The 13,602-nt window shown below is 71.9% G+C and carries 11 protein-coding genes; 5 read left to right on the top strand and 6 right to left on the bottom strand.

What is annotated here, in order from left to right; translation table 11 throughout:
- Window positions 1-12: 12 nt before the first annotated feature.
- The 4 genes from IG02_RS0121995 to fabG are packed head-to-tail and all read right to left on the bottom strand — an operon-like array spanning window position 13 to window position 3,352.
- On the bottom strand, window positions 13-1,335 hold the full coding sequence (locus IG02_RS0121995) for an MFS transporter (RefSeq protein ID WP_158712364.1): 1,323 nt from the start codon (window positions 1,333-1,335) through the stop codon (window positions 13-15).
- Window positions 1,336-1,389: 54 nt separating this feature from the next.
- Window positions 1,390-1,848, bottom strand: coding sequence for a MaoC family dehydratase (locus tag IG02_RS0121990; RefSeq protein ID WP_030750759.1), 459 nt, complete (start codon window positions 1,846-1,848; stop codon window positions 1,390-1,392).
- The gene (gene fabI / locus IG02_RS0121985) at window positions 1,845-2,648 is read right to left on the bottom strand and encodes an enoyl-ACP reductase FabI (protein WP_030750961.1); all 804 of its coding nucleotides are present in this window, start codon (window positions 2,646-2,648) and stop codon (window positions 1,845-1,847) included. Before fabI ends, IG02_RS0121990 begins: the two co-directional genes overlap by 4 nt.
- Window positions 2,645-3,352, bottom strand: a complete 708-nt coding sequence (gene fabG / locus IG02_RS0121980; protein WP_030750757.1) for a 3-oxoacyl-ACP reductase FabG — start codon at window positions 3,350-3,352, stop codon at window positions 2,645-2,647. Before fabG ends, fabI begins: the two co-directional genes overlap by 4 nt.
- A gap of 659 nt (window positions 3,353-4,011) precedes the next feature.
- Here fabG and IG02_RS0121975 point away from each other — a divergent pair.
- From IG02_RS0121975 to IG02_RS0121955, 5 genes are all read left to right on the top strand, one after another.
- Window positions 4,012-5,457, top strand: coding sequence for a class I adenylate-forming enzyme family protein (locus tag IG02_RS0121975; RefSeq protein WP_030750754.1), 1,446 nt, complete (start codon window positions 4,012-4,014; stop codon window positions 5,455-5,457).
- Window positions 5,458-5,488: 31 nt separating this feature from the next.
- Window positions 5,489-6,784: a beta-ketoacyl-ACP synthase II gene (gene fabF / locus IG02_RS0121970; protein WP_030750751.1), complete on the top strand. Its 1,296-nt coding sequence runs from the start codon at window positions 5,489-5,491 to the stop codon at window positions 6,782-6,784.
- Entirely contained in the window at window positions 6,774-7,247 is a 474-nt protein-coding gene (locus tag IG02_RS43015) for an SET domain-containing protein-lysine N-methyltransferase (protein ID WP_158712363.1), read from the top strand. Before fabF ends, IG02_RS43015 begins: the two co-directional genes overlap by 11 nt.
- A gap of 71 nt (window positions 7,248-7,318) precedes the next feature.
- Window positions 7,319-8,878 carry a 5-guanidino-2-oxopentanoate decarboxylase gene (locus tag IG02_RS0121960; protein ID WP_030750745.1) on the top strand — a complete coding sequence of 520 codons (1,560 nt, stop codon included), beginning with the start codon at window positions 7,319-7,321 and terminating at the stop codon, window positions 8,876-8,878.
- 55 nt (window positions 8,879-8,933) lie between these two features.
- A complete protein-coding gene (locus tag IG02_RS0121955; protein ID WP_030750742.1) occupies window positions 8,934-10,112 on the top strand; it encodes a Glu/Leu/Phe/Val dehydrogenase dimerization domain-containing protein in 1,179 nt (392 codons plus the stop codon).
- A 53-nt stretch (window positions 10,113-10,165) separates the two neighbouring features.
- Here IG02_RS0121955 and IG02_RS0121950 read toward each other — a convergent pair whose 3' ends face one another.
- Entirely contained in the window at window positions 10,166-10,741 is a 576-nt protein-coding gene (locus IG02_RS0121950; protein ID WP_051765484.1) for an HXXEE domain-containing protein, read from the bottom strand.
- Window positions 10,734-13,538 (bottom strand): PEP/pyruvate-binding domain-containing protein, encoded by a 2,805-nt coding sequence (locus tag IG02_RS0121945; RefSeq protein WP_063756831.1) that lies wholly within the window; start codon window positions 13,536-13,538, stop codon window positions 10,734-10,736. Before IG02_RS0121945 ends, IG02_RS0121950 begins: the two co-directional genes overlap by 8 nt.
- Window positions 13,539-13,602: the final 64 nt, after the last annotated feature.

The raw sequence follows: 13,602 nt of genomic DNA, 5'->3' as shown, positions 1-13,602 counted from the left end.
TCAGTTCACCTTTCAATCTGTTTCAGGACTTACGTCGGGCCGACGGGACGGCGTGCCACCGGGCGCCGGGCCGTCGACGGCGCGGCCGGAGCCTTCGGCTCGCGGCGGTACGCCGGAGAGGTGCGCGTCCGAGAGATGGTTGAACTCACGCAGGGCGGGGAGCAGCGACGCGCCCGTGACCAGGACGCAGAGCACCGAGGCGAGCAGCACGAACGACGTCCCGGGGCCGAGGCGTTCGACCAGCGGCCCACCGGCCAGGAACCCGGCGGGGCCCGCCACGTATCCGCACGAGGTCATGATTCCCATGACCCGGCCTCTGGTCCGTTCCGTGGAACGCAGCTGTGTGGCCAGGTTCATCAGAGGGCTGATGGGCCCGTAGGCGACGCCGACGACCACGGCGGCGGTCAGCAGCAGCGGGTACGGCGGGAGCCAGGACATGGCGAAGAGTCCGGCCGAGGCGGTCAGCATGGTGGCGGTGAACAGGCCCCGCCGCGGCAGCCGGTGCCCGTGGAATCCGTAGACCAGCGCGCCGACGACACCTCCGACGGTCATGGCGACCGTGAGCAGGCCGAGCCGCTGGGGAGTGCCCTGCTCGTGGAAGTAGGCGGGCAGGACGATCCCCGAGATCGGCAGGTAGATCATGAAGAGCACGCTGCCCAGCAGACCCACCACGCGCAGGAGCCTGTCGTTCCACACCATCACCAGGCCCTCCGCCGCACCACGCCTGACGGCGCGCCAGGGCGAGCCCTGTGCCGGTTCGCCGTGGCGCTCCGGCGACGGCAGCCGCATGCCGGCCTGCACGAGGGTGGCGAGCAGGGAGAGGACCGCGGCGGCCCACAGCGGCGCCACCGCTCCCCCGAACCCGATCAGCAGGCCGCCCACTCCCGGGCCGGCCATCAACGCGAAGGCCTTGGCCGACTCGTGGACGCCGTTCGCCTTTTCCAGCGACCAGCCGGCCCGGGCGGCCGCGGTCGGGAGCATGGTCTTGCGCGCGGTGACCCCCGACAGGTCGAAAACGGACCCCAGGACCGCCAGCGCGGCGAGCCACCACAGTGAGAATCCAAGGGCCGCGTCCGCCAGTGGTACGGCTGCCACGGACATTGCGGACATCAGATCGGAGCCGACGGCCGTACGGCGCCGGCCGAAGAGGTCGACGACGGTCCCCGCGAAGAGGGCGCCCGCCAGCAGGGGCAGGGTGACCGTCGCGGAGACCAGGCCGGCGTCGGCGGGACTGCCGGTCCGCTCCAGGACCAGCCAGGGCAGGGCCAGGGTCACCAGACCGTTCGCGCAGGTGGATGCCGTGGCCGCCACTTCGAGGAGCACCAGAGACCCCACGGTGGTCCTGGTTCGGTTCGCCGGCCCGGCCGCTGCCCAGTTCCCCACGGTCGGCTACGCCCCGTCCAGGTAAAGGGTGGTCTGCTCGGCGGTGCACGCAATCCGCCGGTCGTCCAGTTCCATGGCGACCGCGACGACGACCTCGGTGAATCCGCGCGGCCGAGGCCGCACCGAGAGCAGCTCCACCGAGGCACGGAGCCGGGCACCGACCGCCACCGGGGCCCGGAACCGTACCCGGTCGACCCGGTGGTTGACCGCTTGTACGACACCGCTGACGTCCAGCACCTCGGAGGTGAGCGCGGGCAGCAGCGACAGGGTCAGGAAGCCGTGCGCGACGGTCCCCCCGAACGGGCCCTCGGCGGCCCGGTCCGGATCGACGTGGATCCACTGGTGGTCGTCGGTGGCGTCGGCGAAGAGATTCACCTGCTGCTGGCTGATCCGGCGCCAGCCGCTGTACCCCAGCGGACCGATGTGCCGGGCGAGCTGGTCCAGCGTGGGACGCAGCGGGGTCACCGGACGGCCGGGGTGTGCGCGGGGCGGTCGCCGACCGCGTGGGCTCCGCCGTCGACGTGGACGATCTCCCCGGTGGTGGCCGGGAAGAGGTCGGAGAACAGAGCCACACAGGCGTTGGCCACCGGTTGGAAGTTCCGGGAGTCCCACCCCAGCGGCGCCCGCTCGGACCAGCCGCCGTCGAACGTGCCGGAACCGTCGCCCGCGGAGATGTTGCGGGCCGCCAGGGTGCTCAGCGGTCCGGCCGCGACGAGATTCACCCTGATCCCCCGCGCTCCGAGGTGCGAGGCCAGGTAGCGGGCGCATGATTCCAGGCCGGCCTTGGCCACGCCCATCCAGTCGTAGCCCGACCAGGTGTGGCTCGCGTCGAAGTCCAGACCCACCACCGAGCCGCCGCGGTCCATCAACGGTAAGAGCGATGTGGTGAGCGCCTGGAGGGAGTAAGTGGAGACATGGAGCGCGGTGGCCGCCTCTTCCCAGGTGGTGTCCAGAAATTTGCCGTCCAGTGCCCCGGGCGGGGCGTAGGCGACCGAGTGCAGCACCCCGTCCAGCCGGTCGGTGTGCTCGCGGACCCGGTCGGGAAGAGTGCTCAGTTGCTCCTCGTCGGTGACGTCGAGCTCGGTGACCGGGGCCGGCTCCGGCAGCCGTTTGGCGATGCGTTCGACCAGGGACACCCGGCCGAACCCGGTGAGGACGACCCGCGCCCCCTGTTCCTGGGCCGCGCGGGCGACCTGGAAGGCGATCGAGGACTCGGTGATGACGCCGGTGATCAGCAGCGTCTTTCCGGTCAGCAGTCCCATCAGTGCCCCATTCCGATTCCGCCGTCCACCGGGACGACCGCGCCGGTGATGTAGCCGGCTTCGCGGCTGGTCAGAAAGCGGACGGCGGCCGCCACCTCCTCCGGCCGGCCAAAGCGGCGCATCGGGACCTGGCCGGCGGCCTCCCGCCGTGTCCGTTCGGGGAGAGCCGTGGTCATGTCCGTGTCGATCCAGCCCGGCGCGACGATGTTCACCGTGATGTCCCGGCCGGCCACTTCGCGGGCCAGCGAGCGCCCCAGACCGATCAGGCCGGCCTTGGCCGCGGCGTAGTTGGCCTGTCCCGCGGCACCGGAGAGACCGGAGACGGAGGAGATCAGGACGACGCGCCCGTGGCGGCGCCTGATCATGCCCCGCAGAGCGCGGCGTACCACGCGTGCCGTGCCCAGCAGGTTGGTCTCCACCACGGCGCCGAGATCCTCGTCCGACATGGTGACCAGCAGGCCGTCGCGGGTGATCCCCGCGTTGGCGACCAGCACCTCGACCGGGCCGAACTCCTCCTCGACCTTCTTGAAGGCCCGCTCGACCTGCTCGGGATCGGTGATGTCGCACCGCACCGCGCGGCAACCGTCGGGCGCGGGATCCTTCCGGTACGTGGCCACCACCGTCTCACCGGCCTCGGACAGCGCCCGCACGGTCGAGAGACCGATTCCTCGGTTCCCTCCGCTGATCAGAGTTGTGCGTCCTGCCATGAAAGACGTTACCTCCCCGTTTCACCGACTCGCTTTGGATGCACCTGTTTCCGCGTCCATACCAAGAAGATTGGTTTTCCGGCAGACAGCGACAGACACGTCACGAGCGGTTCTGCAATTCCCCCGTCGCGGACCAGGGCTCATAGGACATGCCTGGTGCGCTCAACTTCGTAAAGCCCCCGTTGCGACGAGAATGATTCGGCCGGGCACAGTGGCGGCGTTCACCTCGTCGCGATGTAAGCGTTGAACCTAGGCAGACGTACGCGCGAGTGTCAAGCGACGCCGGCGCCCGACGGCAGCGAGATGATCAATCAGCCGATTATTCGGATGGGAACGCTCCGGATTTTCGCGGCACGCATTGTGTTGACGCGGCCGGATTGGACTTCGTACGCTCACCGGGAGCAGCCGTTCGAGCCCTCGTCACGAGGCGCCCAGGCTGCCCAACGGGGGTTCAATCGGGGGCAAGGACATGTCGTCCCTTCGGGGCGCGTGGAAATACTCGTTCTATCGCGTGCATTTTCACGTCAAATGTCCGATTCGCTTGCGGGCTGCGCGAGGTCGGAGAACGACCCACGGGCCCATCCTTCCGTTCCCTGCCGTGCCGGCTCCTGCTCAACACGCACATGCACACGCACACGGGAAGGAACAGCAATAAGCACATGCCAGCAAAGTTCTTGTCCATGGATTCCGTGCAGACCAGGTCCCAGTTACAGGGCACGGCACTGCGCGTCGCCGATGTTCTGCGGGAGCGGGGGGTTTCCGCCGGCGACCGGGTCGTCCTCAAGGCCGGCAACTCCGCGGGGTTCGTCGCGGTCCTCCTCGGCCTGATGCACATCGGGGCGTCCGTCGCCCTGCTCGACCAGTTGCAGCGTGCGGAGGAGAGCGGCCGGGCCGCCGCTCAGGCCAGGGCCCGGCTCGCGGTGGTCGACGACGACGCGCCCGAAGTGCCCGGTCCGCCCCGGCTGTTCGTGTACGAACTGCTCGCCGCGGCGGCGGAACGCCGGCCCACGGACGAACAGATCCGCTTCGACACCTGGGAACGGCTGCCGGACGCGCTGATCACCTGGTCCTCGGGCTCGACCGGCGAGCCGAAGGGCATCGTCAAGTCCGGCCGGCCGGTGCTCCGGAACCTGCGCCGCACCATCGAGTTCATGCGCTACCGCGCCGATGACGTGCTGCTTCCGCTGCTGCCGTTCTCCCACCAGTACGGGCTGTCGCTCCTCCTGATCGCCTGGCTGGCCGACGCCTCGCTGGTGGTCGCCCCGTACCGGCGGCTGGACCGCGCGGTGCGGATGGCGGGACAGGCCGGCGTCACCGTCGTCGACGCCACACCCGCGACCCACAGAAGCCTGCTCAACCTGGTCGAACGCCGGCCGGAGCTGGCCGCGGACCTGAGCGGGGTGCGGATGTACTGCACGGGCGGCGCTCCGCTGGACCAGTCGGCGGCCGCGCGGTTCGCCACGGTGTTCGGACGGCCGCTGCTCGACGGCTACGGCAGTACGGAAATGGGCAACATCGCGGCCGCGCTGCCGGAGAACCCGGTCGGCGCGGGCCAGGTGTTCCCCGGCGTCGTGGTGCGGATCACCGACGACGCCGCCCTGCCGCTGCCACCGGGCGCCATCGGCGAACTGCGCATCCGCACGCCCGACGCCTTCAGCGGATACCTGAGTCCGGGCGGAGAGATCGTCCCCGCGGTGTCCGAGTGGTACAGCCCCGGGGACCTCGGCTCGATGGACGGCGACGGGAATCTCTTCGTGCTGGGACGCAAGTCCGCGGTGCACCGCATGGGATACACCCTCTATCCCGACATCATCGAGCGCAAGGCGGCCGAGTGCGGTGCTCCCGTGCAGGTCGTCCCGCAACCCGACGAACGGCTCGGAAGCCGGCTCGTATTCCTGGTGGAGGACCCCGAGGAGCGCGCGTCACGGTACTGGCGCGAGCGCATCTGCGAACTCCTTCCGGCATACGAGCAGCCGAACAAGGTCGTGGTGGTCGGAAAGTTCCCGCTCAATCACAACGGAAAGACGGACACGCGCCGCATCCTCAGGCTGGCGGACTCCGCCGTCGACGAGAGAACCGAAGCCGCCGACGCCCTTTCCGGATGATCGACGCGCCACACGGAAATAGTTCTTACCGATGGGATTTCAGGTGGGTTCAGAACCGCAGGACCGACGAAAAGTGGTTATCACCGGCTACGGAGCAATTACTCCGGTCGGGCTCACGGTGGATGACTTCTGGGCGTCGCTCGTCAATGGACGCAGCGGCATCTCGGACATCAAGGGTTTCGACGCCTCCGATCTGCCGGTGCGCATCGGCGCGGAGGTCAAGGAATTCGACCCCGGCGTGTACATGCCGCACAAGGTGTCGCGCCGGATCGACGTCAGCACGCAGTACGGGGTGGCCGCGGCGATGCAGGCGGTCCAACAGGCGAAACTGGAAGTCGACGAGGAGTTGGCGCCGCGGGTGGGCGTCTACGTCGGTTCCTCGGCCGGCCCCGCCACGATGAACTACGACACCACCGTCAAGCTCCACGAACGGGGCGCTCGCGCCGTGAGCCCGTTCTTCTTCGCCACCAGCGGCTCCGAGGCCACGGCCGGGGAGATCGCGCTGTGGCTCGGCGCCTGCGGGCCGTCGGCCAGCCTGACCACCGCCTGCGCGTCGGGTGCCACCTCCATCGGCGAGGCCATGCGGCTCATCCAGTTCGGCGTGGCCGACGTGATGGTGGCCGGTGGCACGGAGGCGCCCGTCACCCGTCTCAACATCGCCGCCGCCGCGGCCTGCCGGGCCCTGTCCCGCCGCAACGACGCTCCCGGCCGGGCCTGCCGCCCGTTCGACAAGGACCGGGACGGCTTCGTCATGGGGGCCGGTGCGGGTGTCCTGGTCCTGGAGGAGGCCGAGCACGCCCGGCGGCGGGGCGCCACCGTCCTCGCGGAGCTGGTCGGGTACGGGGCCACCACTGACGCCTACCACCTCACGGCCCCGCACCCCGAGGGACTGGGCACCAAGCGGGCCATGCGGATCGCCCTGGAGTCGGCCGGTCTGAGGCCGGAGGACGTCGACTACGTCAACGCGCACGGGACGAGCACCGAACTCAACGACACGACCGAGATCGCGGCCCTGCGGGACGTGCTCGGCGACCGTGCCCTCCAGATCCCGGTCAGCTCCACCAAATCCATGACCGGGCACCTGATCTCGGGAACCGGTGCGGTCGAACTGATCGCATCCGTGAAAGCCATTCAGGACAGTGTCGTACCCCCTACGCTCAACTGTGAGGTTCCGGAGGACGACCAGCTGAACTTCGTACCGGACGTGGCCCAGAAGTGGGACACCGACGTGGCGATGAGCAACTCATTCGGTTTCGGCGGACACAACGCGGTTCTCATCGTCCGCCGCTGGGAACAGGAAGGGTCGAGTGCCGCAGATGAGGCATGAAAGTCTGGTTCAGGAAACGACGTTCCACGCCGGGGGCAAGGGGTACAACGCCCGGCGCGCCCTGCGCGTGGGAGAGGTGGTCTCCCCGCTGACCGGCAACGTCAGGACCGGGGAACCCACGGTGTACAGCGTCCAGGTCTCGCGCGAGGAGCACCTCGACCCCGAGAACCTCCACTTCCTGAACCACTCATGTGTTCCCAACACGTTCCTCGACACCGAGGCCCGGCATGTGGTCGCGATCCGGCCGATCGCCGTCGGCGAACCGCTCAGCTTCTTCTACCCCTCGACCGAGTGGAGCATGGGGAGCCCCTTCGCCTGCCGGTGCGGTGCCGACGCCTGCCTCGGCACCATCACCGGGGCGTCGGACCTGCCGGCGTCGGTCCTCGAGCGCTACGCCCTCAACGACCACGTACGGGAGCTGGCCGCGGAGCGCGACGGCGTCAAGGCGTCCGCCCTGGACTGACCGGACCACCGCCCGCCCTGTGTCCCGGCCCCGCGCCGGGACACAGGCCTGACCGACCACGGGGGAACGCATTGCCCACAGGCGGAGAATTGCTGGTCACCGCGCTACGCGCGCACCACGTCGATGTGGTCTTCGGTATCCCCGGCACCCACAACCTGGAGATCTACCGGCATCTCGGGCCCGGCCGGCTGCGGGTCGTCACACCGCGCCACGAACAGGGTGCCGGATACGCCGCCGACGGCTACGCCCGGGTGACCGGGCGCCCCGGCGTGGTGGTGACCACCAGTGGTCCCGGCCTGCTCAACGCCGCCGCGGCGGCCGGTCAGGCGTACTCGGACTCGGTGCCCATGCTGATCGTCTCGCCCGGCATGCCGCTGGGCCACGAGCAGGGGTCCGGCCTGCTGCACGAGGTCAAGGACCAGTCGGCGGCGATGGCCGCCGTCTGCGCGCGGAGCGAACGGGTCGGGACGCTCCCCGAGATGCTTCGCGTCCTGGCCTCCATGTTCACGGACTTCGCCACCGGCCGGCCCCGTCCGGTCCATCTGGAAGTGCCCTACGACCTGCTCGCCCGCACCGCCGACATCACCGTGCCGGCCGCGGCCCGGGTACTGCCGCGGGCTGCCGAGGAGAGCGGGATCCGGGCCGCCGCGGCGGCCCTGTCGGCGGCCGGGCGGCCGGCGCTGATCGTGGGCGGCGGGGCCCGGAACGCCGCCGCCGAGGTGCGCGCGCTCGCCGGACTGCTGGCGGCACCGACGGTGACCACCGCCAACGGCAAGGGGGTGTTCCCGGAAGGCCATCCCCTCTCCCTCGGGGCCGGACTGCACATTCCCGAGGTGCGGGAGTTCCTCCGCCGTGCCGACGTCGTGCTCGCCGTCGGCACGGAACTCGCCGAGACCGACACCTGGGACGAGCCGCTGCGGCTCGACGGCCGGCTGGTGCGGGTGGACATCGACCCGTCCCAGCTCCACCGCCCCACCGCCGCGCATCCGCTGGCCGGGGACGCGGCGCCCACTCTGGCCCGGCTGCGGCGGGCCCTGGCGCCCCGGGCGCCGGGCCGGCGGCGACGGGAGGTGACACCGCGGTCCGCCGTCACGGCGTACGGGCGGCGCTGGCGTCCGCTCATCGAGGCGGTCCGGGCGGCGCTCCCCGAGGACGCCGCACTCGTCAACGACAGCGCGCAGGTCTGCTACTTCGGCGCGCTGACCGGCTTCGCCGTGGAACAGCCCGGCCGGTTCCTTTATCCGACGGGCTTCGGCACCCTGGGATACGCGCTGCCCGCCGCCATCGGCGCCGCCGTCGCCGACCCCGGCCGCCCGGTGGCCGTCCTCACCGGTGACGGCGGGCTCCAGTTCACGGTGAACGAACTGGCCACGGCGGTGGAACTCGGCCTGCCGCTGCCCGTGGTGGTGGTGAACAACGGGGGCTACGGCATGATCCGTCAGGAGATGACGGAGCGGGGGTGCCCCCCGGTCGGGGTCGATCTGCACGGCCCGGACTTCCCGGCGCTGAGCCGGGCCTACGGCGGGGCCGGAGTGCACGCCGCCGGCCCCGCGGAGCTGCGGGCCGCCGTCGCGGTGGCCCTCACCACGCCCGGACCGACCGTCATCGAGATCCCCGAGCCGCCCGGCTGACGCCCGCACCCCCGTCGACCAGTCCAGCAATCCGTCCGACGGCTCCGGAGGAACCGTGCACCGAACTCCCTTTCTTCAACTGACCTGGTCCGACGAGGAGACCGGCGCCCAGGGTTATCTGGTGATCGACCGGCTGCTGCGCGGCGTCGCCAGCGGCGGGCTCAGGATGCGTCCCGGCTGCACGCCGGCCGAAGTCACCGAGCTGGCGCGGACGATGACCCTCAAAGAGGCGCTGGTCCACCAGCCCGGAGACCGCTATCAGCCCTTCGGCGGCGCCAAGGGAGGCATCGACTTCGACCCCGCCGACCCCGCGGCGCCGGGCGTCCTGGCCCGCTTCCTGGCCGCTGTCAGCCCGTTGATCGAGACGTACTGGGCCGCGGGCGAGGACCTGGGCACCCGTCAGGAGGCCATCGACGAGGCGGTCACCGCCGCCGGCCTCCGCTCCTGTGTCCAGCCCGCGCTCCGGCACGTGCCCGACGGCCCGGAGGCGGGACTGCGCCGGCTCGACGACGCCTTCGCGGTCCGGGTCGAGGGACTCGGCCTGGGCGACACGGTCGGCGGCTACGGTGTGGCCCAGGCCGTGCTGGCGACGCTGGCGGAACACGACGAGGACCCGGCGGGCCGGACCGCCGTGGTGCAGGGCTTCGGTTCGATGGGCGGCGCCGCCGCTCGCTACCTGGCCCGGGCCGGCCTGCGCGTCGTCGCCGTCGTCGACCGGGCCGGAGCGGTGGCCGATCCGGACGGCCTGGACGTGGAGGCCCTCCTGGCCGGCCGCAGCGCCGACGGTCTGATCGACCGTGACCGGCTCTCCCCCGGCGCCCGCCTGCTGCGACGCGCGCGGTGGCTCTCGGTGGCGTCGGACGTCCTGGTCACCGCGGCGACGTCCTACGCCGTGGACGACGAGAACGAGCCGGACGTACGGTGCCGGTACCTCGTCGAGGCGGCGAACGTCTCCGTACTGCCCAGCGCCGAGAAGGCGTTGCTGGACCGCGGTGTGGTCGTGGTGCCGGACTTCCTCGCCAACTTCGCCGCGAACAGCTGGTGGTGGTGGACGCTCTTCGGGGATGTCGGCGCGGACGCCGGGGAGGCCCTGGCGAAGATCGACAAAACCGTGTGGCGGCTCGTCGAGGACGTCTTCGCCGAGGTCCGGGCCACCGGCATGAGTCCCCGGCGGGTGGCGACCCGGATCGCCGAACGCCATCACGCCGGCCTCCGGGACCTCCCGCGCCCCTGAGCACCGCCCCGGAGGACGGGGCCGCTCGCCGGCCACGCCCCCGTGCCGTCCCCTCAGCGGCGCGCCGGGCGGGCCCGGGCGGTTCCGCGGGCCAGCCGCCTGACCCCGAAGGCCGCCGCGTGCACGCCGAGGATGCCCACCGGGAACAGGGCGGCGCTCGTCACCACGCCCCGCGTGTCGACCTCCTTGAGCACACCGCCGCGCCGCAGTTCCCGCCAGGCCCAGAGGGAGAACGGGGCGACCACCAGCGGCGCGGTGACCACTCCGGGCGTGTACCCGCGCAGGCCTGCGCTCTGCGCCACATGCGACACGGCGTGCAGCCCGAACCCGGCCAGTACGGTCTGGAAGAAGGCGGACTTCCCGCCGGTCCTCGCTCCGTCGGCCGAGGCCGCCGCGACCACCAGCCCCATCAGGCCGATGGCGGTGGCCGCGTGTCCGGGAGTCACCCGCATCGCGGACCAGACCCGTTCGGGTACCCGCGGGCAGGCCTCCCGCAACCGGTCGACTTGGGCCTCGGCCCAGCCGGGCATGGTGGCCAGCTCCTCCAGATCGTGCACCACGAAGGCGGCCAACAAGCCCCAGGTGACGGCGGGCGAGACACCTCCGGATTCCGTACCGCGCTCAGACATCCCGTCCCCGCCCCTCCGCCGTCCGCCCGGCCGGTACGGCGGACGCCGCGGAACCGCCGGGCGCGACCGGTTCCGGGGACTGCCGCTCTTCGGCCGACACCGAGCCCGCCGTCCCGTTCACCGTGACGGTCTGCCCCTCCGACAGCGCGGAGAGCACCCCCGGCACACCGACGACCGCCGGAATTCCGTACTCCCGTGCCACCACCGCGCCGTGCGAGTTCACGCCGCCGGTCTCCAGCACCACCCCGCCCGCCGTGAGGAAGAGCGGGGTCCACCCCGGGTCGGTCGACGGCGCGACCAGGATCTCCCCCGGTCGCAGACTGACGCCGACGGGGTCGTACACCAGCCGGACCGGGCCCGTGACGGAGCCGGGTGACGCGGGCGCGCCCCGCAGCGTCCCGTCCTCGCCGGCGGCCAGGGCCGGCTCGGTGCCGTCGGAGAGCAGCATCCGCGGCACATGCCGACGACGCCCCTCGCGGACGTACTCCTCGCGCCGTCGCTCGATCCGGTCGCGGACAACGGTTCCGGCCAGCGCCTCCCCGACCTCCCGCAGGTCGAGGAAACAGACGTCCTCGACCGCGTCGAGCCGCCCGGCGGCCACCAGGTGCTCACCGACCAGGAGCAGTTCACGACGGGCCCGGGCCACCAGCAGAACGGAGTAGAACTTGGTGATCTCGCGCAGTCCCAGCAACTGCCGGGCACGCCGGATGCCGAACCCGACCACGGCGGCGGACAGCCGACCGTGTGCGCGGGCCCTGGCGACGAGTTCCCCCGCGGTCCGCTCGGCCTGCTTCGCGCCGTCGGCGAACTGGCTCTCCGGAGACGCGGCACCGGCGGGCGAGGACAGGTAGCCGGCGAGGACCCCGAAGAGGTGCTGGGGGGCGTCGGCCCACCGCGGCGCTCCCAGGTCGATCTCGGCCACCGCCCGGTGGCCGAACCGGTCGAGGAACGCGGTCAGTCCCCGCTGGAGCGCGGACGGCAGCGTGCCCTCCCGGTAGGACCGCAGCAGTTCGTCGTGCGAGTGGTCTCCCAGCAGCCGTACGGTCCCGGGCTCCTCCCGGATCCGGACGGCGAGCCGCCACAGTTCGAGATCCATCTCGGTGGTGACGTTGTGGGGCAGGCCCCGCAGCAGGGCCAGGCCCTCCTCCTCCGTCACCTCCTCGCCCAACCGCTTCAGGGCGATCCCCAGGGCAGCCCCGCCGACGGCCGGGATCGGCACCATGCGGGGGAACAGCGCGGGAATTCCCTCCAGCAGGATGCGCCGCACCGTGTCCAGGCGCTGCCCGGCTCCGGCGGTCTCCGGGAGCACGAAACGCTCCGCCTGCCGGGCGCCCACCCGCGCGGCCCGGTCGCGGGCCGCAGCGGGCCGGATCACGGCCTCCGCCACCCTCAGCGGCACCCCGGCGCGCAGCGCGATCCGTCCGAGCCGTCTCACCAGTCCCGCCCTGGACGGGTCGGTCACCGCGAAGCGCGGGTCATCGAAGAGTTCGCCGACCAGCTCCGCCGTCTGGTGGTCCACCATCTTCAGCAGGCTGGGCAGCGCCGTCCGGCCGCCCGCCCCGCGCACCGCGGTGGTGATGTCCAGGAACATGCGGCCGCCGGACTCGGCGTAGGCGGCGGGACCGTCGTACGGGTCGGGGACGCGCAGTCCGGCGAGCCGCGCCATGCCGGAGGCGACCAGTCGCAGCGCGGACAGTCCCACCGGGGTCACCGGCCCCTGGATGCCCTGCCAGACCATGCTGTAGCAGAAGTACGCGCGGATCTCCTCGTCCCCGCGCGCGTTGGTGACGGGCAGCGGGTAGAGCGTGGTGACGGGCCGGGACTGGGTGAGCCAGAACCGGCCCTCCGTGTCCAGCGTCCACTCCACGTCCTGCGGGCCGCCGAAGAGCCGTTCGACGTCCCGGCCGAGTGCGACCAGCCGCCGCAGTTCGCCGGTGTCCAGGCAGGCATGGGCCGCCGTGTCGGGGTCGGTGGGTTCGACGTGCTCCGTGCCGCCTCCCGACAGGGGGCGCACAGCCAGCCGTTTGTCACCGAGCCGGCGCTCGACGACCCGGTCCTCGGTGGTGTCCACGACGAAATGGTCGGGGTTGACCGCCCCGGAGACGACGGCCTCGCCGAGCCCGGGCGCGGCGTCCACCGTGACCCAGTGCCGGCGTCCCGACACCGGGTCGGCGGTGAACATCACCCCGGCGGCCCGGGCGCCGGCCATCCGCTGCACGACGACGGCCAGCCGTACGCTGCGGTTGTCGATTCCGTTGGTGGCCCGGTAGGCGACCGCGCGGTCCGTCCACAGAGACGCCCAACAGTGACGGACGGCGTCGAGTACCGCGTCCTCGCCCACCACGTTGAGGTAGGTGTCCTGCTGGCCGGCGAAGCTCGCCGACGGCAGGTCCTCGGCGGTCGCCGAGGACCGCACCGCCACGGGCACGTCGCTTCCCAGCCCCCGGTACGCGGCCGTCAGCGCCTCGGTGACCGCTCGCGGGACCGGGGCGCCGAGCACGGCGTCGCGGATCTCCCCCGCCAGCTCGGACAGCGCCACGGTGTCGCCCGGCGGCACGGCGGACAGCTTCTCGGCCAGCACGGCGAACCTGGCTTCCCGCGTCACCTGGCGGTACGCCTCGGTGGTGACGCACACACCGTCCGGTACCCGCAGGCCCGCGGCGGTCATCACCCCCAGGTTGACCGCCTTACCACCGACGAGCGGCAGCATGCCGGTACCGGCCCGGTCGAGCGCGACCACCAAGGGCGTCCGGCCGTCGGCCGCGGAGGCGGTGCCGGCCTCGTGTACCTCACTCATAATCCACTATGCCTTCCGTCGCGCCAGGGCGTCGTTCCCAGTACAACGGCCGGGGCGGAGAGGG

Origin of the sequence: Streptomyces sp. NRRL F-5135, from assembly GCF_000719775.1 — a bacterium.
GTDB classification, from domain to species: domain Bacteria; phylum Actinomycetota; class Actinomycetes; order Streptomycetales; family Streptomycetaceae; genus Streptomyces; species Streptomyces hebeiensis.
Note: the sequence above shows the minus strand (reverse complement) of the source record. Positions and strands in the feature narration are given on the sequence as shown.